General features: G+C 39.8%; 19 protein-coding genes, 1 tRNA gene and 2 pseudogenes. 15 read left to right on the forward strand and 7 right to left on the reverse strand.

The window, feature by feature from the left end; all coding sequences use genetic code 11:
- Positions 1 to 116 precede the first annotated feature (116 nt).
- From Xvie_RS15690 to Xvie_RS15700, 3 genes and pseudogenes are all read right to left on the reverse strand, one after another.
- Positions 117 to 2,453 (reverse strand): annotated as a pseudogene (locus Xvie_RS15690) (toprim domain-containing protein).
- A gap of 207 nt (positions 2,454 to 2,660) precedes the next feature.
- Positions 2,661 to 3,818: pseudogene (locus tag Xvie_RS15695) on the reverse strand (tyrosine-type recombinase/integrase).
- Between the two features lie 250 nt (positions 3,819 to 4,068).
- A tRNA-Ser gene (locus Xvie_RS15700) sits at positions 4,069 to 4,156 on the reverse strand.
- Positions 4,157 to 4,337: 181 nt separating this feature from the next.
- Here Xvie_RS15700 and tusE point away from each other — a divergent pair.
- Entirely contained in the window at positions 4,338 to 4,667 is a 330-nt protein-coding gene (gene tusE, locus Xvie_RS15705) for a sulfurtransferase TusE (RefSeq protein WP_167376287.1), read from the forward strand.
- A 15-nt stretch (positions 4,668 to 4,682) separates the two neighbouring features.
- Here tusE and yccX read toward each other — a convergent pair whose 3' ends face one another.
- Positions 4,683 to 4,961: an acylphosphatase gene (yccX, locus tag Xvie_RS15710; RefSeq protein WP_086110126.1), complete on the reverse strand. Its 279-nt coding sequence runs from the start codon at positions 4,959 to 4,961 to the stop codon at positions 4,683 to 4,685.
- Positions 4,962 to 5,184: 223 nt separating this feature from the next.
- Here yccX and hspQ point away from each other — a divergent pair, with 223 nt between their 5' ends.
- The gene (gene hspQ, locus Xvie_RS15715; RefSeq protein WP_208612599.1) at positions 5,185 to 5,505 is read left to right on the forward strand and encodes a heat shock protein HspQ; all 321 of its coding nucleotides are present in this window, start codon (positions 5,185 to 5,187) and stop codon (positions 5,503 to 5,505) included.
- Between the two features lie 24 nt (positions 5,506 to 5,529).
- On the opposite strand, the gene Xvie_RS15720 is transcribed toward hspQ, so the two are convergent.
- Positions 5,530 to 5,985, reverse strand: a complete 456-nt coding sequence (locus Xvie_RS15720) for a CoA-binding protein (protein ID WP_086110127.1) — start codon at positions 5,983 to 5,985, stop codon at positions 5,530 to 5,532.
- Between the two features lie 239 nt (positions 5,986 to 6,224).
- Positions 6,225 to 8,279 carry a DNA helicase IV gene (gene helD / locus Xvie_RS15725; RefSeq protein WP_086110128.1) on the reverse strand — a complete coding sequence of 685 codons (2,055 nt, stop codon included), beginning with the start codon at positions 8,277 to 8,279 and terminating at the stop codon, positions 6,225 to 6,227.
- Between the two features lie 66 nt (positions 8,280 to 8,345).
- Here helD and yccS point away from each other — a divergent pair, with 66 nt between their 5' ends.
- The 11 genes from yccS (at position 8,346) to Xvie_RS15780 (ending at position 21,637) form a co-directional block, all read left to right on the forward strand.
- A complete protein-coding gene (gene yccS / locus Xvie_RS15730) occupies positions 8,346 to 10,511 on the forward strand; it encodes a YccS family putative transporter (RefSeq protein ID WP_086110129.1) in 2,166 nt (721 codons plus the stop codon).
- A gap of 307 nt (positions 10,512 to 10,818) precedes the next feature.
- Positions 10,819 to 11,847, forward strand: coding sequence for a radical SAM protein (locus tag Xvie_RS15735; RefSeq protein WP_086110130.1), 1,029 nt, complete (start codon positions 10,819 to 10,821; stop codon positions 11,845 to 11,847).
- A 211-nt stretch (positions 11,848 to 12,058) separates the two neighbouring features.
- Positions 12,059 to 13,225: an ATP-grasp domain-containing protein gene (locus Xvie_RS15740; RefSeq protein WP_139838867.1), complete on the forward strand. Its 1,167-nt coding sequence runs from the start codon at positions 12,059 to 12,061 to the stop codon at positions 13,223 to 13,225.
- 226 nt (positions 13,226 to 13,451) lie between these two features.
- Entirely contained in the window at positions 13,452 to 14,441 is a 990-nt protein-coding gene (locus Xvie_RS15745) for an MFS transporter (protein WP_139838868.1), read from the forward strand.
- A 34-nt stretch (positions 14,442 to 14,475) separates the two neighbouring features.
- Entirely contained in the window at positions 14,476 to 15,624 is a 1,149-nt protein-coding gene (locus tag Xvie_RS15750) for a DegT/DnrJ/EryC1/StrS family aminotransferase (protein ID WP_086110133.1), read from the forward strand.
- Positions 15,621 to 16,472: a hypothetical protein gene (locus Xvie_RS15755; protein WP_086110134.1), complete on the forward strand. Its 852-nt coding sequence runs from the start codon at positions 15,621 to 15,623 to the stop codon at positions 16,470 to 16,472. Before Xvie_RS15750 ends, Xvie_RS15755 begins: the two co-directional genes overlap by 4 nt.
- Positions 16,462 to 17,841, forward strand: a complete 1,380-nt coding sequence (locus tag Xvie_RS15760; protein WP_086110135.1) for a P-loop nucleotide/nucleoside kinase family protein — start codon at positions 16,462 to 16,464, stop codon at positions 17,839 to 17,841. The genes Xvie_RS15755 and Xvie_RS15760 overlap by 11 nt, the downstream gene beginning before the upstream one ends.
- 86 nt (positions 17,842 to 17,927) lie before the next feature.
- Positions 17,928 to 18,713 (forward strand): hypothetical protein, encoded by a 786-nt coding sequence (locus Xvie_RS15765; protein WP_139838869.1) that lies wholly within the window; start codon positions 17,928 to 17,930, stop codon positions 18,711 to 18,713.
- 1 nt (position 18,714) lies between these two features.
- Positions 18,715 to 19,800 (forward strand): GNAT family N-acetyltransferase, encoded by a 1,086-nt coding sequence (locus Xvie_RS15770; RefSeq protein WP_086110137.1) that lies wholly within the window; start codon positions 18,715 to 18,717, stop codon positions 19,798 to 19,800.
- Between the two features lie 9 nt (positions 19,801 to 19,809).
- Positions 19,810 to 20,973: a hypothetical protein gene (locus Xvie_RS15775; protein ID WP_086110138.1), complete on the forward strand. Its 1,164-nt coding sequence runs from the start codon at positions 19,810 to 19,812 to the stop codon at positions 20,971 to 20,973.
- Positions 20,974 to 21,109: 136 nt separating this feature from the next.
- Positions 21,110 to 21,637 carry a nucleoside 2-deoxyribosyltransferase gene (locus tag Xvie_RS15780; RefSeq protein WP_086110139.1) on the forward strand — a complete coding sequence of 176 codons (528 nt, stop codon included), beginning with the start codon at positions 21,110 to 21,112 and terminating at the stop codon, positions 21,635 to 21,637.
- Between the two features lie 46 nt (positions 21,638 to 21,683).
- Here Xvie_RS15780 and Xvie_RS15785 read toward each other — a convergent pair whose 3' ends face one another.
- The gene (locus Xvie_RS15785; RefSeq protein WP_086110140.1) at positions 21,684 to 22,304 is read right to left on the reverse strand and encodes a TfoX/Sxy family DNA transformation protein; all 621 of its coding nucleotides are present in this window, start codon (positions 22,302 to 22,304) and stop codon (positions 21,684 to 21,686) included.
- A gap of 241 nt (positions 22,305 to 22,545) precedes the next feature.
- Here Xvie_RS15785 and sulA point away from each other — a divergent pair, with 241 nt between their 5' ends.
- Both sulA and ompA read left to right on the forward strand, forming a co-directional pair.
- A complete protein-coding gene (gene sulA / locus Xvie_RS15790) occupies positions 22,546 to 23,118 on the forward strand; it encodes an SOS-induced cell division inhibitor SulA (protein ID WP_086110141.1) in 573 nt (190 codons plus the stop codon).
- Positions 23,119 to 23,474: 356 nt separating this feature from the next.
- On the forward strand, positions 23,475 to 24,590 hold the full coding sequence (gene ompA / locus Xvie_RS15795; protein WP_086110142.1) for a porin OmpA: 1,116 nt from the start codon (positions 23,475 to 23,477) through the stop codon (positions 24,588 to 24,590).
- The last annotated feature ends 72 nt before the right edge of the window (positions 24,591 to 24,662 follow it).

Raw genomic sequence — 24,662 nt, forward strand, 5'->3', positions numbered from 1 at the left:
TCTTGTTCCCAGATTTTGGCAGGGGATGGCATGTGACACCGCCTTTTATTTAAGGAAGAAGAGCCCCATCATGGCACAATAGGGATTACGGCTGTAGTACTAGAATCAGAAAAAATTTATTCTTCTGGCAGGCTATTCCTTGTCAGTTTCGGCATCCATTCGATAGCACTATCAAGATTCAGGCTCAGATTGCTACGAATACCCTGTTTGCTTTTCTTGCGTAAATATTGCTGGCTGTACTCTGCCAGTGCGCCCGGCATATCCATACCGAAGCGAGTCACGGAAACAGGTTTGTTCAGGTTATTGCCTTTCATATAAGCAAGATAGGCGTGATAAAGGTATTTACGGGGATTGAACGGCATAATTTCCGCATTGCCGATTAATAGGCCGTCAACTTCATGGGAAGCAATGAGATAACCGCAAAAATCGACCAGTGGATCTGTACCTCGTTTGATATCCAGTGCTTCTTCTGATTTCTGTTGCTCTGCCAGCCAGTAAACACCTTGCAGTTTGCGGATCAAGGAATCTGTGAAGCAAATGTCGGATAATCACGGGCAACTCTGCCGCAATTTTATCTCGCAGGAGTGGATCACGTTCATTTTCCGGTACAACTTCGGAAAAGTTAAAAATCACCCGACGCCGCGATACTCCACCACTGCGTTCACTAAAACTCATGGCATTATTGTTCACTACCAGTACAACAGCGGGAATACGGGTTGAATAGGGTTGTTTGTGCTTTGGATCAATAGCAACTTCATCGCCGCCAGTAATCGCCTTGATGCCGGAACCATCGCCCACATAACGGGTTTGGTCTGGCAGGATAATCAGCGAATAGCCGACAATCAACGCCCGTTCCCGTGGATTTTCCAGTGCAGCCATACTTGCGGAAACGGTATTGCCTTTACCTGCCAGCATGGAACAAATTTCGGCAAAGATACTTTTGCCACTGCCTCCGGCTCCGGTGACTTCCAGAAAAAGTTGCCAGTCATAACGGTTCGCCAGCACCATAAACAGCGCCGCTAGTACTCTATATGCTTTGCTTTCACAGTTGGCAGTTGCTTGATTGAGCCAGCGCCAGAATTGTGGTGCGTGATCTTGCAGAGTTTCCCTCGAAACAGGGTATTGAATTCAACGTCATTGGCAAGAAGCAGCCAATCATTTTTACGGTGAGGCCGGAACTGACAAGCTTTCAGGTCAAATACGCCATTACTAAACCCGATTAAGTGACGTTCTGGAGGCTGCATCATGGGAAGTTGTAATTTCAAAGCGTCTACGGCTGAACTAATACCATGCGGTGAATAAGGTAGTTTTCCGTCCATAAAAGCAGCCACCATTTCCCGCCTTAAATCACGGTCACTGACCGGACGCCAGACAATACCGTCATAGTGATGAACGGTTTCTGAAGCACCATCCAGTGCTAAATCACCGTTATAACGTGTCAGCAATACTTCCCCGCGCTGGCTGGCTCCCATTTGGCATAATGTCAACTTAGATGACTCAGCATCATTGGATTGAATAGCTTCTTTTTTCTTGGTTAATGCTGGTTGATAAAGCCCCTGAGCAAAGGCTTGTTGTGCTATTTCCACACCGTGTTGCTGGCGATAATCATCCCAATCAGCTTTTAATTCCGTAGGCGGTAGTGTTACCCATCCGCTGATCGCTTTGGCTGTTTTCTCTGCTGCAACCTTGCCGATATTCTTTTTCAGTCTACCGTTTTTGTCTCGTTCTTCCGGTTCGTGTCAGTCGTTATCGGCGGCAATTATGATTCTGGAATTTGGGTACTGCTCTCTAACCTGCTCGGCAACATTCAATAAGTTACTTTCATCAATCGCTGCCAGTACCACGCCTTTATGTAGTTGACTGACAGTTAAAGCTGTCGCGTAACCTTCGGTAATGATGATTGTGTCCAGCGTTCCGGTAATCTCAGATACCGGTATAAAACTGCCTTTTTTCTGCGAACCGGAAATAAGGTGTTTTTCGCCGTTCGGCTTGATGATCTGTGCGCCAGTGATTGTGCCGCCCAGCGTTTGAGTAACCAGCAATAACGAACCATCTTTTAACAACCGCTGATTGGAGCATTGCAGTCCCTTTTTCACCAAATATTGAGATTTCCCCGCAACAGCAGTGGCAACCAGTGCCGCGATACGTTCAGCAATTGGCTCAGCGTTCCTAGTCAGCGTTTTGGCTGATTTGGGTTCTGGCAAAGGCAATGCCAACACATCTGCAACAATTTTTGCAGCCTCAAAAATCGAGATCCGGTTGGTTTTCGCCACTAAATCCAGTCCATCACCATAGTTCGGAGCGTCACACTGGCGACAATGCCAATTGCCATAATGGTGATCGTCGATAAAGTGGAAACGGTCAGTACCACCGCAGACAGGGCAAGCACCATGTTTACCCTTTGCCGGAATATCAATACCACATGCAGGCAGCAGATTTTCCCAGTGATACATGGCGGATTTTTTCACAGTTTGGATAAATTCGAGTGGTTTTTGTTCGTCTGTTTTATCTGAAGATGTAAATTTAGGGTGAGTTTGGGTATGCTGTATATCAGCCATAATCGTTACCTCTTTTAACGGTTGTTGGTCAGACGCCTCAGATGTGTTACAGCACACTGGGGCGTTGCTTTTTATGTTACTTTTCTTAAAAAATCTCTATCCTTATGCTCTTTTGCCAAATTTCCCGATCAGCACATTTTCGCCTTGTTCCAGCATCTCCATATAGTCAGCGTACCATTGCAGCATTTCCCTGCGACCATCCAGATATTAAGCGTGGTTGTACGTGCCTCGAATGCTGTTTTTATCGACGTGCGCAAGCTGTTTTTCAACCCATGCAGTGTTGAAGTCTTGATCATGCAGAATAGTACTCATGGTATGGCGAAAGCCGTGGCCTGTTGCTCGTCCTGAATATCCCATACGACGGATCATGGTATTGATTGCCATATCAGATATATGCTTTCTGTAATCTGTACGGCTTGGAAAAACATACTGATAACTGCCGCTGATGGGCTGAATCTGCTTCAATAAATCGATAACTTGCTCTGATAGTGGCACTACATAAGTGCGGCGCATTTTCATTTTTTCGGCTGGAATTGTCCAAACAGCCTTATCTAAATCAATTTCTGACCATTCAGCTTTGCGAAGTTCTCCCGGACGAACGCCCGTTAATATCAACATACGCAAAGCCGTTCTGACTATCTGGCTTCCCATATATTTATCAATGGAACGGAGAAATTCTGGTAATTCATCTACTGAAAGGTGAGCGTAGTGTTCGCGTTGATGAGGAATAAAAGCACTCGCTAAATCGGGAGCTGGATTATATTCTGCCCTGCCGGTAATAATTGCATATGTCCAAACTTCACCACAACGTTGGCGGACTTTCTTTAATTTATCGGTGACGCCTCTTTTTTCCATAATAGAAAGGAGGTCTAATAATTCGAGGGTTTTTATTTCAGCAATCGGGCGATGACCAATATAAGGAAAAACGTCTTTTTCGAAAGCGTCCATCATATCTTCACGATAACCAACAGACCACCGGTCTTTTCTTCCCTCGTACCATTCACGCGCAATGCTTTCAAAGGTGTTACTAATTTCTCCCTGAGCCGCCAGTTTCTTTTGTTTTTTATCCTGGTTGGGATCAATACCTTCGGCTATCAGTTTCTTGGCTTCATCACGTTTTCTTCTGGCCTCTGCCAACGTAATAAGCGGAAAAGTACCAATAGCGAGTAATTTTTCTTTTCCTGCAATTCTGTATTTCAGTCGCCAGTATTTAGAACCGGTTGTCTTTACCAACAGATACAAGCCACCGCCATCCGACAGCTTAAAATCTTTATCTTAGGGTTTTACTGTTTCAACTTGTCGGGCTATTAGTTTCATATTTCTAGCATCCTTGCCCCCTCTCAGTAATGGGGGTATTTTTTAGGGGGTACAGAAAATTACCCCTATATATACCCCCTGACTGGGGTACATTGCAATAGATGCCAGTAGACGTTGATAGAGTGTTATTTGGGGATTTTCGTTGATTTTATTGGGAAAAGTAGACTTTAGGAGACGTTGAGATAAGTAGAAGTGGCGGAGGAGGAGAGATTCGAACTCTCGGATGGTTTCCCATCGGCGGTTTTCAAGACCGCTGCCTTCAGCCGCTCGGCCACCCCTCCGCAATGTCGAGCACTATAAACATCGCTGTTACCATTGTAAAGTATTTATCTGTTCAACTGCCGTTAATTTATTCACGACACGGTTTGTTGGCCTATTTATTCAGCATTTTTGGTAATCTTTCTTGGGAATAGTGGTGATTTTTGCTAAATTGCAGCCATCGTTATTGGATGGTAAAAAGTTATGTTGGTATTTGAAGGTTGTGAGATCGAAACCGATACACAAGGTTATCTAAAAAATTACAGTGATTGGCAAGAAGCCATAGCCCCCATCATTGCCGAGCAGGAAGCAATTTCTTTAACTGAAGAACATTGGGAAGTTATACGCTTCGTACGCGAATTCTATGAAGAATTTAATACTTCACCCGCTATTCGTATGTTAGTCAAAGCGATCTCTCAAAGATATGGTGAGGAGAAAGGGAATAGCCGTTACCTCTATCGCCTATTCCCCAAAGGACCTGCAAAACAAGCAACAAAAATTGCAGGCCTTCCTAAGCCAGTCAAATGTATTTGATTTGTTCATCCGTCGCTAATGGCGGATGCTAAAATCACTCATCTCTTCTACTTCACAAAACTGAGGTTGAAAATGTTCTATTTTAGCACTCGGCGGCCCCCCCTGTTCCAGCCAATGCATTAACATTTTGATTTGTTCATCATTGCCACAAGCAACAATCTTGACACTTCCATCATTCATATTACGAACGTATCCTAACAACTTATTTTTCTTTGCCCAATGGTAAGTGTGATAACGGAATCCAACTCCCTGTACTCTCCCGTAAACATAAATAATAATGCTGCATTTAGTCATTGTTACATTCCTCCCAAATAAAGCAGTAAGAACTTTGAAATGTTAAACCTACTTTTGGTATTGTGTTTTATATACGCAACAGCTAACCTGAAATTATGAGGTGGCGATCACATGCCATCTCGGTTTCAAAAATCATGCAAAAATTCCGGTTGCCGGGTGTGCGCTTGAAATTTACCTTATTGTCCTTATATAAGAGTATTACAAGGTTTCTTTGGAGGTGACTATGATGATCGCCAGCAAATTCGGTATCGGCCAGCAAGTACGACATAGTCTGCTGGGTTATTTGGGTGTTATTGTAGATATTGATGCTGAATATTCTTTAGAACAGCCGCTGGAAAATGATATTGCATCTAATGCTACCTTACGTTCAGCGCCGTGGTACCACGTTGTGATGGAAGGTGACGATGGACAACCAATCCAGACCTATTTAGCAGAAGCTCAATTGACTTACGAAACATCAGATGACCATCCAGAACAATCTTCTCTGGATGAGTTGGCTGAAGCTATTCGCAGTCAATTTCAAGCTCCGCGGCGGCGAAATTAAATGTTTTTATTACCATTATTCTAATCATAGCAGTAAGGTGGTGAACAAAAACAATTGCCGCCTTATTTGTTTTTCTATCCCTAAACGCTGGATCTCAATTTTGGGGCAACGATCCATCACAACGTCTAGTCCTGCTTTTTCTGCCAGTAATTTAGCTTCTTCATTGATAATACCTTTTTGTAACCAGAGTACTTTGGCACCAATAGCAATTGCTTCCTCCGCAACACCATAAGCAGCGTCCACATTGCGAAATACATCAATCATATCAACAGATTGTTCAATATCAGATAATTGCTCCATAACAGGCTGATTCAATAAAGTTTGCCCTGCCAGTTTAGGGCTGACAGGAATAACTTTATATCCTTGATTCAGTAAGTATTCCATTACCTTATAACTTGGGCGATCTATTTTCTCACTCGCTCCGACTAGCGCTATGGTTTTAACCTTTCCCAGTATATCCGCTATATATTGATCACACATTTAACCCCCTATACTACCCTGTGCTATTTGTTACTTTTCCTACTATCTGCGCTGCTATCAGAAATTTATTGGTTACAAGCTATTACTCAATGACACAACAGCAATTTTCCTTTGGTTTACCTGCTACAATGTTTAGGATTATCAACGTTATCTCAATAAGAGATTAAAGTGATTTCCTCAACAATCATCAGGGAGAGTCAACTTATCACTATTCTAATAAGAGCTACTAATAGCTACACTTAAGGCTTACGCTGAGTTGGGACTCCCAATTGCACCAAATGATGAATGAAAATCGATGAATTTTTCAGCGCCTGCATTAACCAAACCTGCTTTTTCGCTCGCGTCAACGCAACATATAGAAGACGGCGCTCTTCTGCATCGGGGAAATCTTCAGGTTGTGGCAATAAAACCTGTTCTATTACGGATTCCCTCTCTGGTGCCGGAAAACCATCTTTGCCCTGCTGCAATCCCAAAATAATGACATAATCCGCTTGCTGCCCTTTAGACGCATGAATTGTCATAAATTCAATCTTCAAGTTCGGCCAACGAGTAGAAGCTTTTTTCAATAATTCTGGTTTAAAATGATGATAACGCGCCAATAATAAGATGGTTTCCTGCTTGGTCACATAACCACTCATTTTATTAAGCAGCGCTTCCAGTTGCTCTTCCGGTAAAATCACAACCGATTTTTTATTGCCTTTTAGCAGGCTATTGAGTGATTTGGTTAACTGGTGAGGATTTTGCTGTACAAATCTGTTGGCGATTTCCCCAATACGATCATTGAAGCGATAAGTTGTATCCAATACACATTCGGCTCCTTTTCCAAAATAGGTTGCAAATGTTGTCGTTAATGTTGATTCTACGCCACTAAAACGATAAATTGCCTGCCAATCATCTCCCACAGCAAATAAATGGCTTTGCTTATTTTGTGATTTCAATGCCGTTAATAATTTGGCTCTCAATGGTGAAATATCTTGAAACTCATCCACCAGAATATGTTTCCACGGGCTGATAAATCGGCCTTTCTGTAAAATATTTACTGCCTGATGGATTAAACCATAAAAGTCGACTGTTCCCTCTGATTTTAATGCCGATTTCCAGGCTTTCAGCAAAGGTGCCATAAGCCGCAGCCGTTTCTGAAATACATCAATATAACCAGCAGGAGCCTGCTCAATCATCTCTTTTTGGCTACCACCATGCATACGCATTAATTCTAGCCAACGCTCCAAACGAACCGATAAACGAGTCATCAATGACTTATCATGCCAATATTCGCCATCCGGTAGCTGCCATTCCAGTTCTTCATTCAACCATTCTCGCCAACCTTTAGCCTGCGCTTTTTTTTCTCTGCATTGTTTTTGCCATTCTTGAATGAGAAAATTCCGGCGTTTTTGAGCGTCAGTTTCCAGTTCGCTAATTTTTGGTGACTTGTTGCTGCCTTGCTGAATAATCTGTAATGCTAAAGCATGAAATGTTTTTGCTTTTATTTCTTTTGTTCCCAAACGTGCCTGAATACGTTCATTCATTTCATCAGTAGCCTGACGACCAAAAGCCAGCAGCAAAATTTGTTCAGGAAGTGCTTGTTGACGTAACAATAACCATCCAGCACGAGCAACCAAAACAGAGGTTTTTCCGCTGCCCGCACCAGCCAATACCAGAACATTCTGTTCACCATTAATAACCGCCTGACACTGAGAACGATTAAGTGGTGATGCTTCTACTGTCTGAAAAAACTGCCCATATTGCACCAGCATGTGATCCATCCATTGCCGGTTCAACATTTGAGTTGTTTTTTCACCATTATCTAACCAATCCAGACAGATTTTATAATCGTCACAACAATTTTCAAATTGGGCAATTCGTTGTAATGGCAAAGGTAAAGCCTGAAGTGTTTCTTGAATCTGTTGCTGCACAGAAGCCAAATCTGCGGTTCTTAACCAACGATTTTGTTGTTTGATTTTAACTATTTCATTTACTTGAGCCGCCAAGACATCAGCACTGACATCACTCATATCAAGGCTCCATTTTTGCCATTCCTTTGATAAATAATGATAAAAACGTTGTGTTTGCTGCCATTCAGTACCATGCAGGCGAACCACTTTTCCTTCTGGTAATTCAAATTCCAGTTCCCCCCAGACAATCCCTCGCTTACACTGAATACCAATTAATTGATTAAATGGAATAAGGTACTGGTGTTTGTCACCGCTGACTTCAATGCCAGCATTAAGTAGACGCACCCGATTATAAGGGTGCTGAGCGAGGCGTTGGCCTATTTGCGTTGATTTTAGTTCCATTGTCGTGGCACCGTATCTGAAAATTGTTGAACTACTTCATCACGTAAATGTTGTTAGGGGTATTTTGTGCTAACGGTTTTATCCAGCTCCCGCCATTTTCTGTATAACAGTCACACCCTCTATTATATCCGTATATTTATTGCCCTAACAGGAACCACCCTCATTCCCTGGCTATTAGGAGAAGAACTCAAAATAACAATTCCACTGCTATTAGGTGTTGTTGCGGCAGCATTAACAGATTTGGACGACCGCTTGGCCGGCCGACTGCGCAATCTTACTATTACCTTAATTTCTTTCTTTGTCGCTTCTGCTTCTATTACCCTATTGTTTCCTTATCCATGGCTTTTTATCCTTGGGTTGGCTGTGTCCACTTGTGTCTTTATCCTGCTTGGTGCATTGGGGCAACGTTACGCCACCATCGCCTTTGGTGCTTTGCTGATTGCCATTTATACCATGCTCGGATCATCAATATTTCCTCTTTGGTATCAACAGCCTTTATTGCTGCTCACTGGAGCAATCTGGTATAACTTGCTGACATTAGCAGACCATTTGTTATTTCCTATTCGTCCCTTGCAAGAAAATTTAGCGCGCTGTTATCACCAGCTTTCAGCGTATCTCTATACCAAAACAAGCCTGTTTGATCCCGATTCTGAGGCCGAAGAATATAAACAATCTGTATTTGATATTGCCATGGTGAACAGTGCGTTAGTTGCAACGTTCAATCAGGCCAAGAGTTCTTTGTTAAGCCGTTTGAAAGGAGATCGAGGACAACGGGGTACTCGCCATACATTGCATTATTATTTCGTAGCTCAAGATATCCATGAACGTGCCAGTTCCTCCCATGTTCAGTATCAAAAACTAAGAGAAGTATTTCGCCACAGTGATATTATGTTCCGCATTCAGCGACTGCTTTCCATGCAATCCAGAGCATGTGAGCAAGTTTCACAATCTATTATCCTGCGTAAGCGATATCAACATAACCCACGTTTTGAAAGCGCATTCAGCTACCTTGAAAGCTCCATTGAACGTTTAAAAAATCAGCAAGGAACTGATTCCAAGATTATAGCGTTTGATCATTTGTTGAAAAACTTACGTGCTATTGATGCTCAATTAGCAGGTCTGAGTTCGGATCAATACCTTCTTTCCCAAGACACTCCCCCAAAAGATAAACAAGAAGAAACACAATTATCCGAGGAAGCTTTAACTGGCTGGCGTGATATATGGTTTAGAATCAGAAATAACTTAACACCAAAGTCTGCCCTATTCCGTCATGCTATTCGTATGTCAGCTTTACTGTGCACCGGTTATGCCATTATTCAGCTATTTGATTTGCAGCGTGGATATTGGATCTTGCTAACCAGTTTATTTGTCTGTCAGCCAAATTATAGTGCCACTCGCCGCCGTCTGGCCTTGCGTGTTATTGGTACACTGGCGGGAATTCTGATTGGCCTGCCAATTCTCTATTTTGTTCCTTCCATTGAAGGACAATTAGTGTTGATTGTTATTTCAGGCATATTGTTCTTTGTTTTTCGTAATAGCCAATATGCACATGCAACACTATTTATCACTTTGCTGGTATTACTGAGTTTCAATTTATTAGGCGAAGGATTTGAAGTAGCATTACCAAGAATCATTGATACGTTAATCGGCTGTGGTATTGCTTTATTTGCTGTCAGCTTTATCTGGCCAGATTGGAAGTTTCGTCAACTGCCTCAAGTGATTACCCGAACAATGGGAGCCAATTGCCGCTATCTCAACGCGATTGTAATGCAATACCATCAGGGCAAAAACAATAGCCTGAATTATCGAGTCGCTCGTCGTGACGCCCATAATTATGATGCTGAGTTGGCATCAGTAATCTCAAATATGGCATCGGAGCCAAAAAATTATCGCATTTCTCAAGAAGCTGCTTTCCGTTTACTGTGCCTTAATCATACTATGCTAAGCTATATTTCCGCATTGGGTGCTCATCGTGATAAGCTCAATGATCCAACAATTTTAGATATTCTTAATGATGCAATATGCTACGTTGAATCTACATTAAGGCAAGGAAAAATAAATGGTGATGCCTTGCAATCTGCGATGAATAATTTGATGGAAAAAATCAACCTGACACCTTCTGAAAGTAACAGTAAAACTCAACTTGTATTACAGCAAATAGGGTTACTCATCGAACTCCTACCTGAACTAGTTAGTTTAACTAAGCAAATTAGTGAGCAAGAACCACACTAAGCAATAGTTTCATCGGGGCAATTAAGCCCCTAATTATATAATGAAAACATTTCACTACCAATATAATAAATATCATTACAAAACCAATATAAAATAAAAAATGAATAAATATTTTATTATTTTCCAATAAAAAATGATATTTATAAATATTAATGGCATAAGTATTTATTTTTGATATTGATTACATTCAAAACTCCTGTAGAGTCGCAAACCTATAAAAATAAAAACTCACTTTATTAATTTTTTTTCATTTTTTATTAATGGCAAGCCCTATCACTTTCAAATTTATTAATACTTGGAAAACAATATGAAAGAAACAATCGCCATTGCGAAATACCCAATCGGTCTTGATCCGGAAAAGCTTTTTGTTACTCCCAAACTTAACTATGCTTTTATACGTATAAATAATATTTGTAATGCACGTTGTGAATTTTGCGATGTATGGCAAACTGCTCAAGTTGATGCACATAAGCAAATAGACATGGTTAAACTGTGGCAAGAATTAGAGGAACTCTCACCGCAGGAAGTAAATATACATGGGGGAGAAGCTTTTTTATCAAAAGATTTTCTTGCAATTTTAGATTGTAATAAAGACACACCTATTTCCATCACAACAAATGGAACTGCTTTATCAAAAAAGATTTTCAACCGTGTACAAAATAAAAGCCATCTCGTCAGAAAATTTTATATTTCAATCGACCATGTCGAGCCTGAAAAAAATGGTGATTCGCGTGGCATTCGCTGGTTGAAAAACAATCTTTATGATGCAATGGAGCATCTCAAAAAAGAAACACCTAATTCTATTATTGTTGTCAACCATGTTGTTACTTCACTAAATTACGATACCATTGATAAGTTTCTAATTAAAATGACCGAACTGAATGTTGATGGTGTTAATCTTATTCCAATAAAAGATTATCCTCTGTTATTTTTGAATACGTCTCAAATTAAATTATTTATGCAGAAAATTAACTACCTACTAGAAAATAGACATATTTCACCTCATTTATTCATGGATGCTAACTATGAAATCTTCGGTCGCAATGATGAGGATTATCAGCGTGCAGAAATGGGCCATTATAATGCTTCCAGCAAAAAAGCATGTGCTATTCCACTGACAACACTATTTATTGATGCTGTAACGGGTAATGTTTATCCTTGTGATACCACAATGTATAGACCAAATCCCGATCAATATATTATGGGAAATGTCCTGGAGAATTCTCTGCACGATATTTGGTATGGTGACAAGTTTTCTTTGTTCCGTAAAAAAATGTATCCCATAATCACTTGTGACTGTATTAGAGGTTGTGATCCTGCCAATAGATTAAGGTGAAGCTATGTCTCTAGAAATACATATAAATAATCAGGCTAGTTTTCATCGCGGGAAACCGACTATTTTCTGTATGCCAGATATCAAAGACAGTGAACGTTTTATTCGTCTCTGTTATCAACATAATTTAAATCTTATTTTGCTGATCAAGAAAAAATGGCTGGATTCAACGGATTACTCTTTAGCATTGGCACATTTGATAATTGATGATCCGTTGGCTGACAATGCCTGTAAAAGAATAATCTCAGCCCTGAAACAGGTCAAAGACACACTAGCAATTATTACAGGCCCAGTTCAAATTAACTACTTTATGGCTTTTTCTGAGCTTCATGTTGAATTGATGGCTACTATCGCAGCTTATATTAACCAAAATCCCCACATAATTGATGTAGCCCAATCATTTAGAGATAAATGGGTGATGCGGAAGGTTGCCAATGAACATGGGATTTTTTGTCCTCAGTTTACTTTGGCTTCAGAAATACTCACCTCTCCCGAACGTTTCCAAGCTTTTACCGCAGCAGTTGAACACTCTGCCAGACACAAAGGCAATAAAGTCGGTTTTATTGTAAAACCGCGTTCATTTTGGGGCTCTATGGGAGTAACGGAATATTCAGACCGCACTTCTTTGCTCTGCGCATTACAGAAACTTGATACACCTGGAGAGTATCTGGTCGAAGAAAAAATCCAAGGTAAGTTACTGCATGTTGATACGGCTGTATTACAGCATAAAATTATCTATCAAGGTATTGGGGCTTACGCCTGTTCATTACTTTCTTCCGATCAAACAGAACCCAATCATTTTATGTGGCATACCATGCTGCCAGATTCCCCAGATAGCCGTAGACTATTTGAGTTTAACCAGCAAGTATTACAGGCATTTAACCTTGAATACGGTTTCACCCATACTGAAATTTTTATTGAAGAAAATACCGATAATCTCATACTTTGCGAAACAGCATCACGTCCACCGGGGCTGAAATTATTCGATCTCCATGCACTCGCTTATAATAGCCATGCCTTTGATACCTTTATCAATGCATTGATATCACCCTCATCTATTTACGCATCTTCTATTTGTGCATCTTCTATCGGCAAAGAACCTTCTTTCTCTATAGAACACCCAGATCCCAATTGCATTGGGATGATCATTTTTAACCCACCAATTGGTAAAGTAAAATCCCTTACTCCCATAGAAGAAATTATTGATGAGCATGTCATTGAATGGGAGCAGTATACAAAAACTGGAAGTTATTTTACCAACACTCATTACACTGAAAAAATGGGTTATATTATTTTCTCTGCTAAGAATGAACATGAATGTCTGAAATACTTAAAAAATTACAAAACTAATTTTCATTATACAATCACAAAGCAAGATTAATACGATGATGCGATATCTGTTTCTTATTTCTTTATTTATTAACGGTGTAGGTTCAAGTATCCTTGCTGTCGGATATCCTTATATCTTATTATCAGATAATACACCAATGACTTACTATTATGCCAACATGGGTGTTATATTCTTGTTTACATCTATTGGTGCCTTGCTGTGGGGATATAAAATAGATTATTCAGAAGATATTTGGAAGTTTCGGATTGTTATATTATTGATTGAAATTATCAGCACGTTGTCATTGTTGGTATTGTTACTGATTAATATAAAGTTCCCTCCTATAATGCTGCTTCTGTTTATTTCATTATTGGAGTTTCTTTTTGCCTATGAAATTCCGTGGTCACGCGTTGCCTGGCACGAACTTAATGACTGGACAGAGCAACAGGGTGGTAAACATTTAAATGTATCTCTTTATATTGTTATTGCCACTTCACTTATTTCAGCTCTTGGCCCTGGGTTTGGTGCTCTATTAGGAATTACTCAAGGGATCAACACAATTGTAGCCATTAAACTGCTTTCTCTGCTTCCTTATTTTTACGTCTGCTATCTTATGATGAAAATGAAGTTAAGACGTACAGCTGAACAAAAATCTCAGTTAACAGTTGGACTACGTTCTGTATTTCAACAGCGCTACTATAAAACTTTTGCTGTTGCTGTTGTCTTCACCATTTTTTCCAATGCGTTTCTGATGGTAGCACTCCCCGTTATTGTCATGGGAAGTTTGGCAGATAAAAGCTATGGATTGGTTACCCTGTTCTATTTACTCAGTGCTCTGATACCTATTTTCTGCACAACATTACTCAGTAAAACAAGTGTTGATAATCGTATCCAACGTTATCCCATTTCAATATTTATTGGTATGTTTATATTTGGCATTCTATTTTTCCAATTACAACCTTTTTATGCAAAATCCTTTTTTTATTTGCTCTATAACATTGTGATCATTTATTTCAATGTATTAATCACCAAGATTATTTATCAAAAAGGATTAGAGATGCAACAAGGCCGTCTGTTCTCTTTATTTCAGGTAACAATGAATTTTTCATTTCCGATAGCTGCAATCACGGTATCCATAGCTCCTGATTCCACACAGCATTTTCTACCTGTGGTTGGTTTCTCGATCCTCTTACTGATTGCAATAGCTGTTTATTTAATAATTCAAATGAATAAAGTGCCTGCCCCAGTACATGATTGGCACAAGTGATTTTAATAAAAACATTCATTATTAGGATAATAATATGTCATATCTTAGACCTTATCTCGGTAATACCAAGATTGCTGATAATGCACGGCTTCGCTTGCAAACTGTCCTTGATAATAAAGCGGTATTCAGATATGCCACAGAGAGCCAATATTGTCGTCAGGCAGAAAAGCTATTACAAAATATCCTGCATACCCAACACGCTATCCTACTCACAAACGGTACTGTTGCCCTCAAAGCCGCGTTGCTTGGGCTGAGGCCAAAAATCGGGCAATGGGTTCTTATTCCTTCTATCTCATTTATCGCTACCGCCAATGCTGTTCTCAGTTGCGGGTTAATTCCTGTTCTCGTTGATGTCGATGACAATGGCATGATGTGCCCAAAAGCACTAAACAAAATTTTAAATCAAATGGATACCAAACCTCTGGCGGTAATTATTGTTCATTTGGAAGGTACTCCTGCTTCAATTGCTGACATCTCTCATACTTGCCAACAAAATAATGTGCATCTGATTGAAGACTGCGCACAAGCTATGGGTGTGGAATATCAAAATCAGCCTGTAGGTACGTTTGGTGAGTATGGCTGTTTTAGTTTTCAGGCCAATAAATTAATCAGCAGCGGTGAGGGTGGTTTGCTTATCGCCAAAAATAATCTGCTGTTCATGAATGCCTGTATGATGACCGACCACGGTGCGGAACGCACAGAAGAAGGTTATCCGGATTGGAGCAATAGTATTGGTTTTGGTGACAACAATAAATTCAACGAAATACAAGCCGCACTGTTGATTTATCAATTGGAAAATATCGAACAATTTTGCACCTTATTAATAGAACGTTACCAAGAAATACTGAAACATCTTCCCACTGATTGGGTTACTCCACGCCCAGAAGGCACGATACCGGTATCAGTCTGGTTAAAACGCAGCAAACTACCCCAAGATCGCATCAGTTCTAGACTATTATATGATTGGAAAGCATGGGATTTGGCTAATCATCCGATTATAAAAAATCAGCTTTCTCCCTACTCTGACCATTTTCCTTGGAGCCTGCAAAAAAACTCACTCCCTGTATCTGAATTGGATAAACATGATGCAATTGTGAGTGACCGTATTTGTCTGCCAGTACCAATTGATAATGCGATTTATGGAAGCGTCTTAAAATGGGTTATGGAAGGAAGCCTATCATGAAATTAGACGATCCTTTTTTCACTCAATTCAACTATAACAACCTGCCCATTCAATATGTTTTGGGAGGTTCTTGTATCTGTTACGCAAAAGGTGTTCCTGCCCGGCTTTCACTACAGGATTTGATTGATTCTGTGATACCGACAATCATCGCTTCGCAATACAATGCGCCTGTTTATCTCTATTTTCAGTCCCACGAAGCGATCATGATGGCCGATTTATTACATTTTGATCCTCAACAAGCAGACCACAAAACAATGAGGGAATGGTTAGAAGCCGGTATTATTTATACTTTGAAACAGCTTAATATTCCTTTACCACCAATTTATTGGGTGGACACATCCCAAAATAAGCTTCGCCAACATATTGATCGATTGGTTCCCCACATCAAGGCTGTTTTGCCAACATCAATGCTATATGGTCTCTATGCCAAAAAACCGGATGTGACCTATCCGCAGGGAACAGATGAAGAGCAGATGATATTGGATGTGTATTACCGGAATATTGCCCTTTATACCCCCGAATTCATCAGTAAGGCGCTTGAAATTCCGCCAGAACAAGTGTTGTTTGTGGAAAACACTACGCAACAAAAAGCTATCCAAATTTACTATCGTGCGATTGGGCAAGATTGCAATATATTGCTTTACGCCCCAGCACCAAATACACAAGGTAAGGAAATGTGTTTGGGCAATAACAATCATAAAATTGAGTTACGTCATACTGCAAAACAGATTATGCACCGAGCCGCTAAAATTGGTCATGACGATTATTACAAGGCCGTCTTTGACCTGCATTCTATTGTAGATATCATGCAAGGCTGGCAATCAAGGGTATTAGGTAATGAAGCATAAAACCGTTGTTGTTGTTAGAGGAACACCAGCAAGTGGCAAATCCACAGCGTGTCACCAATTAAAAGATGCCATGCTGGCACGAGGGTTAACTGTTTCCTATTTGCCGTGGGATACTTTTCATCATTTCGTTGAACCAAGATCACATCTTACGCAAAAAATTATCATGGAAGATACCTTGCGGCTATTGAAGGTTGCTGATGATTGCCTTGATGCAGGTAGTGATTTGATTATTCTGGATGGCGTATTTATTTATCCCGAAGAAATTGACGCCATCCATTTCCTGTTTACACAAAAAAATATCCGAATTCTTCATTATCGGCTCGTTGCTCAGGAGCCAACGCTTATTACTCGTAATCAGGAACGAGCGATAGAAGATCGCTTGCCAGCATCTCGCATCAAAGAAGTCGCTCAAGATAATTTATGGAATTACAGTTTACCTCATGAAACTTTGCTGGATAGCTCAAAATATTCACCAAATAGTATTGTTGTACTGATAAGCCAAGCAATTATGCAACAACCTTTATCAGTTAACTCTTTTGCCAATCCAACCACTTCACATTTATGGCGTTTGGGATCAGTGCTGCGTTACCCAGATCTCAAGCATTTTGAATATGTTGATCTGGTCTGGCAGAAACACCATCAGCAATGGCAAAGCAATACTTTCTTCGATTTCACTTTTACAACTAAAGAAGAAAAAGAGCTATTGTCTTTTTTAAAACAGCAACCTGTTTTCTTTAAATATTTGAATGCTGAATCCCATGCCTATTGCTACCTACACAATTTAGCGCAACAGCACGGTTTACAGTGCCATGAAGAAAGTAAATGGTCGGCTCCCATTATCAGAATCCCTTCTGAAACAACTGTAGTTGATTGTTTGACCCAACATTCAACACGATTGAAACGCAGTCTTAAGAAAGCTCATACCTACCATACCGTCACGCGTTACAGCACTTCAGGTCAAACTGAACAACTATGGCAAGATGCGCTATATGTCGATGCTCAGGGTTGGAAAGTCTCTCAACAAAGCGATATGCGTAGCTTGCACCGTGAAGATCTCCAGTATCTTCCCGGCCTGTTATCCAAAAGTAACCAATATCATCTGGCGGTTACTTATGACGATAAAGGTACTCCTGGTGCCTGGTCATTAATGTTAAATAATGGTTCAGGTCAATGGTATGCCGCTAAATGGGGTTGCAGCAATCAAGGCAGAGAAATGTTAATGGGGATCAATTGCCTGATTAGCCATCTGGAAGAGCTCTATTGCCCTTATATTGGTCTTCAGGTTGATCTATGGGGCAGAGAAAATGAATTCTATGACCAATTAGCCAATGAGTATATTGAGCGACTTCATCTTAGGATCACGCCATGATATCCCATCGCAATACACTGCATTTGGACAATATCAATTTGGGCAATATAACGCCCTTGGAAAATATAATAAACTATGGCAGTTCAGTGCGAAGCTTTTTTCGTGAAGATCTACAAGCTATAGCTCCTCAGGGTTATTGCCTTATGCCAGAGTGGATATGTCAGAGTATGGTTGAATCCGTTTATGCAGCCAATTGGCAGCCACTCTTCTACCCTGTTATGCCACCAGCGCAGGCTAGCGTGATTTTGCAAGCAGATATTCAAACCATGACGGAAATGCTGAACGCCCTTCCACAACCGTGTGCCGTACTTCTCGCCCATCCTTTAGGCTATATTGATCCGGGATGCATAGAATTTCTGCGAAAAATACAAAATACCCCAAATATTCATGTATTTTTAGATCTTTCTCAGGGCTATGGAAGAAAAGGTTACCTACAAGAAATCCTGCATGTTCATGCAGCTTATTATTCTTTCAATGGCAATAAACTTATTTGTACAGGCGGGGCATTACGCCTTTGTCTAACTGATAGAGAAAATATTCCCCTCTCTGCCAGAGATATTTTCACTGCCTTTTATGTTGCCGCTGAAGAAAAATTTATAGCGTTGAGAGACTACCTAAAATCCCATGTTATTGAAGATGATATTCGTAATGCTTCACTATACGCCTCTCATCAATCAAGCCCCTATCGTACTATATTAAATTGGGAAAAATGTTCTTCCTCCCTACAGGCATTACTTAAACGACAAGGGTTGGTTCAGCCATTACTCGCTGAACCCAGACAAGAAAAAGAACAATCAAGCTCAAATTATCATCAATGGTGTGAAAAAGTCATGTTGATGTTCAGTTCACCAAGAGTTGAATGGAGTCTGTAAAATGCTGGAACTCATACAAGTTACCCCTCAATCTTCCTCATGGAATTCATTTCTTCATCTTTATGGAGAATATTTTCAACGCCATTGGCCAGAAATCTTTGGGGATCAATCAGAAGAGGCTATTGCAAAAGAAAATCACACAGCCCTTGAGCAACGCATCCTGCAAGGTGGCAGGGGGCTGTTTTTGTTGTTGAATGCCGGGCAATTGGCAGGACTATCCAATGTATATCTTGAACGGGAAGAAAAAGTAACCCTGAATATTGCTGAATTTTATATCAGGGATGAATACCAACGTCAGAAACTAGGTTATGGATTATGGCATGCCATGCTGCAATGGGGACGTCGCCACGGTGCAACTCATGTTCATCTGGAGACAGATACAGGCAAAGATGCCAATTTTTTTTGGCAATCTCATGGGCTTTCGAGCCATCAAATAGATGGGCGCATATACTATAGTGGCCCCATCCCTCCCCTGAAAATACTTTGGATCCGGCACGGAAAAATTATCCCACTTGATCACTTAGATTACTGCCCTGAAGATAATCTTATCGCCCTTGATGCCACTGCAATCAAACAGGCTGAAAAAATCGGTACACGGATACTGGAAAATCTTCCCTGGCAAAATATTTATACCTCGCCTCAACGCCGGGCACTTGAAACTGCCAAAGCATTCAGCTCAGCATATAAATCATGTTCAATAAGAGAAACTGATGCACTCTGTGAATTTTTTCCAGAAGAACTCATTGGTATGAAGTTAACGGATATTCCGCATCGTTATGGTGAAGATTATGCCTATCGGTTACTGCATACCCCCCTTGACACACCATTTAAAGATTCAGAACAAGTGATGGAAGCGGCTGAGAGAATTCACCATTTTATTATGCAAATGGGTGACGAACTATCAATGTCCTCTATGCGGATCATTATCTCCCATCAAAATCTACACAATATTTTCTTGGCTCATTTAATGACAAATAATCTCAATCTTTCTGGACGTTTGCACCTGCATAATCTTCATGGTAGTACCTTTTTATATTGTCCTTATACTAAACTATTTGATATAGAAAATATAAATATTCCTTTATGAGATAATAATATGTTGAAAAATATTCCATATATTATTTTTGACGCAGATCCATTCTGTTTTGGCCCAGTATCCACTACATTAAATGTGGTGGAACAGTTAAAGCGTCGAAATAATTTAATATCAGGCACTAAGTTTATTTTGTTAGGTACACTTACCTCTTCTCAATTAGGCCAAAAATCTAGTTTATTTGATATTATTTATGAATGTGATACTACCTCTGTTACCGAGCTTTCACGCTATTCTGAACTTATTTCAGGGGCAAGTCTTTACATTAGCAATACTAACCCCGGCTCGATCAATTTTGTTGCACAACTGGGTACACCCATTATCTATATCGATACTCTATTTTGGATGTGGGATAATCTTCATGTTGATCTGTACCAAACCGAAAAAACCTTCATTCAGAACTTTCATGGGGTAGAACAAAACATTGAAAAATTTCGTGATAAGCTTGGTGATTATCAAGTTATACCACCGATTCTCCCTGATTCTCTGCAACAATGCATGACGGATGACTATCCACCAGCAGAAGGTGTCTTAATCACTCTTGGCGGCATTGATACGGTTTACACCGATACAACAGATTTTTACTACCATTTCCTTCAGGAATTATTGTCTATTCCCAATCTGAAAAATGAAACCAACATTACGATTGCAGGCGGCGGAAAAACAATCGGAAATCTGGCAAATATGCTGGCCAAAACACATCCTCATGTTCACGTTGGCTGTTTTGCAAGGCATGATTTTCTGCAAAAATTACGTCGTGCCCGTAAGGTTTTATCTAATCCGGGGCTTACAACATTTTATGAATGTATTGCACTAAATAAAGATGTTTTTTTCTTACCACCACAAAATTATAGCCAGCAATTACAGCTAGAAGTTTATCTTCAACATTATTACACCTCTGAATACGGTTTTTTATGGCAACCTGAATATGGTTATCCTGATATCCCCCCATACTTGCCAGAGAAAGATGGTCTAGATTTAATTAAAAAATGTAACAATTTATTTATTAATAACCCTACAGAAATAAAACGTGCTATGGATATGATTAATATATTCCTCTTGAAAGAGAAATATAACGCTAACTTTTGCCATGACATGTTTAAAAACAATTCAAATGATATTATTAATTACATTGAAAATAGAATTACAAATCAAAAATTGACATAGTAAAACATCCATATGAATATAACAAACTTATGAAAATAACCAATTAAAAAAATGATCTTATAATATTCGTATAACTAAATAAATTACTATCATCTATTAACAAACATTATATCTTATTTATATAAGAGGCGATCCTATGTCCATAGTATTTTCTGATCTTAAAGTATTTATTGGTGGCCCTATTCAACACGCTTTAAAACTCAGGGCGCTAGATAATAATTTACAAACTCACCTCAAATCTGCTATTCATCAATTGGAATCACTCGGAACAGAGGTTTTTTCAGCTCATCGAACAGAACAGTTTGGAGGAACAACACATTTATTTACACCAGAGGAAGTTTCTCAACGAGATCGCCAATGGATGGAACAATGTGATATTTTCGTTGCCATTTTGCCAGTTTGTCCACAACAGAAAAAACTCATACGAACAGATGGTACCCATATCGAATTAGGCTGGGCTTCCGCCTTAAAGCGTCCGATTATACTGGTAACCGAAGAACCCTTTGATGACTCCGCCAGCCATTTACTAAAAGGTCTGTCAGCTATTGCTTTGGTTCATCATATTCCTTTGAGTGATTTTGAACACGATCCAGCTATATTAAGCTATACGATCCAATCCATAGTAACAAAACACATTATCCAGAAATCTTCAGCTGTCGCGTAAGATTAAGCAATAGGGGCCCACGCCCCTATTCACCAAATATCATTCATTATGAATGATCTGAATTCTGGTGAACCAGCTCGCTGTGCCAGCTAATTAATTCATCACGTATCTTTTCTGGTAAAACAGCCACATGGCACCCTTCTATTGCTCCCGCTAATGCAAGCAACAAACTGACATTTGTTTTTTTCCTATGCTGCTGGAGTTTGAGGTAAGTCGCTTTTGCTCCCAACATTCGCAATTCTTCTACTTTAGAAATACCCACTTTCCATAATTGCCTTTCTAAAACGATCCCTAAATTAGGAAGATCTTTAAGCCTGAGAGGCATTTTTTGTCTATCAATCATTTCTTTCATTGTGTATTGATAGGCTAAATTTACATATTCAAATAATTGTTTTTGATCCTGCCAAAGCGATTCATTTACACGGTAATACCTCAAAGTTACAGGTATTCCTCTTTTTGAATAAATAAACTTCTCCATTCCTCTGGCTTTAAATAATACCTCAACATGACTATCTCCTCGTAAATAAAGTTCCCCATCAGAACTGATGGCAAATAAAACACCATCAATTAACAACCCAATGCCCCCGAATTGAGATTTTTTCTTAAATTTTCCCAGTGCAGATACACCTTGTTGCAATTGAGCAAAACGAGCTCCGGATAAAAACATTTTTTATCACTCCATGAATCACATTCCAACATAATGTTTAATCATGCCTGCTATTAATAAAATAGATAACAAGAACAATTAATTAAAACCATACGCAATCTATTTCCAACTGCCAATCGTTAAGTCATAAAAATCCTAATTTCTGTAAATTTTTGCGAAGCGCTTTGAAAAAAAGAAACTTGCTTTTAATCAAATAGCGTTATACTGTATAAATATACAGCTTGTTATGGCGAGGAACATTATGAGCATCCAATTAGCATGGAAATATCTCACTGAACAAAAAACAACAACCGCTAATACAACAGCGAAAGAACATAAAACAGACGAAAAGATGGTTGGGGTGACAGTGAAAAAACTGTCTTTTGTGGAACCATCTCAATACACTTCACACACGATAAAAGGCATGGTCAGTGAGCTGGTCTACAGTGAACATCAACCTGTTATCAATCATATTCTTCTTCCTTTATTGCGTCAGTCTGGAAAAGAAGACAGATGGTTGCTTTGGGTAAACCCCAATAAGAGGTTGAATCGTCAATGGTTGATAAATGCCGGACTTCCCCTGAATAAGATCGTCCAACTGAATCAAATCCGTCCTATTGCTTCGATTGGTGCTATGGAAAAGGCTTTGGCAAGTGGTAATTACAGCATTGTATTGGGTTGGTTACCCGAATTATCAGAATATCAATTAAATACGTTAGAACTGGCCGCACAAAAAGGGGCTACTCTTGGTTTTATTATGCGCCCACAAAATTTATCACATCAATTCATTTCGCAATATAATAGATTACAAATTCACTCTAATTACTATCATTGATTAAGATTAGGATTAATCTCAATATTTTTTATAAAAAACAAGCTACTAATTGATATTCATTATTGTTTACAATTAAAATCAATGTATTAATGCCGTAAATATTGTAAGTATTCGTCAATAATGCTCAGAGTTTGTCCATTCACAATTAAAATTTCTGTGCCATGAATCACAGTGTACTTGTAACTTTTTAACTTCGTTGTAGACTTTACACAGTTTAGGGAGTTGTGCTTACTGCTCTTATATTTCAGAACACATCTTCTGATTAAAGCATGATTACTTAACAGAACATTTTAACCAATGGCTAACAATAAGGCTTTTAAGGCCAATTGCCTATTTGGATGATAACGAGGCGTAAAATGAAGAAAACAGCTATCGCAGTAGCAGTGGCAGTGGCAACTTTCGCAACTGCTGCTCAAGCAGCTCCAAAGGACAACACATGGTATACTGGCGCTAAGCTGGGCTGGTCTCAATACCATGACGTGAATTTCTACGGAAATGGTTATGATAACCAGATTGGCAACGGTCCTACCCGTAAAAACCAACCAGGCGTAGGTGCCTATGTCGGTTATCAAGCAAACCCATATTTAGGCTTTGAATTAGGTTATGACTGGTTGGGACGCATGACTTATAAGGGTGACGTTAATAACGGCTCTTTCCGCGCTCAAGGTGTTCAGCTAACAACTAAACTGAGCTACCCAGTTCTGAGTAATCTGGATGTTTATACCCGCCTTGGTGGTATGATATGGCGTGCAGACTCCTCTGCAACTTACAATTCCAATACAGCAGACCAACGCCGACTGAAAAACCACGATACAGGTGTTTCTCCTCTGGCTGCAGTTGGTGTTGAATACGCATTGACCAAAAATCTGGCAACCCGTCTCGATTATCAGTGGGTTAACAATATTGGGGATGCTAACAGTGTTGGCGCACGCCCAGATAACGGCCTGCTAAGTGTTGGTGTTTCTTACCGTTTTGGTCAAGATGAAGCTGCGCCAATCGTTGTACCAGTAGCGCCTCCAGTTGCACAAGCTCCAGCCCCGGCTGCTCCTTTCGTTGAAAACAAGAGCTTTACCCTGCGTTCTGACGTTCTGTTCAATTTCAACAAATCAACGTTAAAAGCAGAAGGTAAACAAGAGCTGGATAACTTATACAACCAACTGACCAAAATCGACCCAGATCAGGGCAAGGTCTTGGTACTCGGCTACACTGACCGCATTGGCAGCCAAAATTACAATCTGCCACTGTCTCATAAACGTGCTCAATCCGTTGTCGATTATCTGATTGCTAAAGGCATTCCTGCAAATCTCATCCAAGCAGAAGGCCGTGGTAAGACAGATCCTGTCACTGGTTCTACCTGTGACAAAATTAAAGTCCGCTCTAAACTTATCGACTGCTTGGCTCCGGATCGTCGTGTAATTATCAACATTCAAGGCGTTACTAAAGTGGTTACTCATCCACAAGCAACTAAGTAATACAGCCTCTATCGATTTATCAAAAACCCCATATAAAATGGGGTTTATTAGATTATTTTTCTATTGGTTTCT

The sequence above is a fragment of the Xenorhabdus vietnamensis genome (assembly GCF_002127535.1).
In the GTDB taxonomy this organism is placed as follows: domain Bacteria; phylum Pseudomonadota; class Gammaproteobacteria; order Enterobacterales; family Enterobacteriaceae; genus Xenorhabdus; species Xenorhabdus vietnamensis.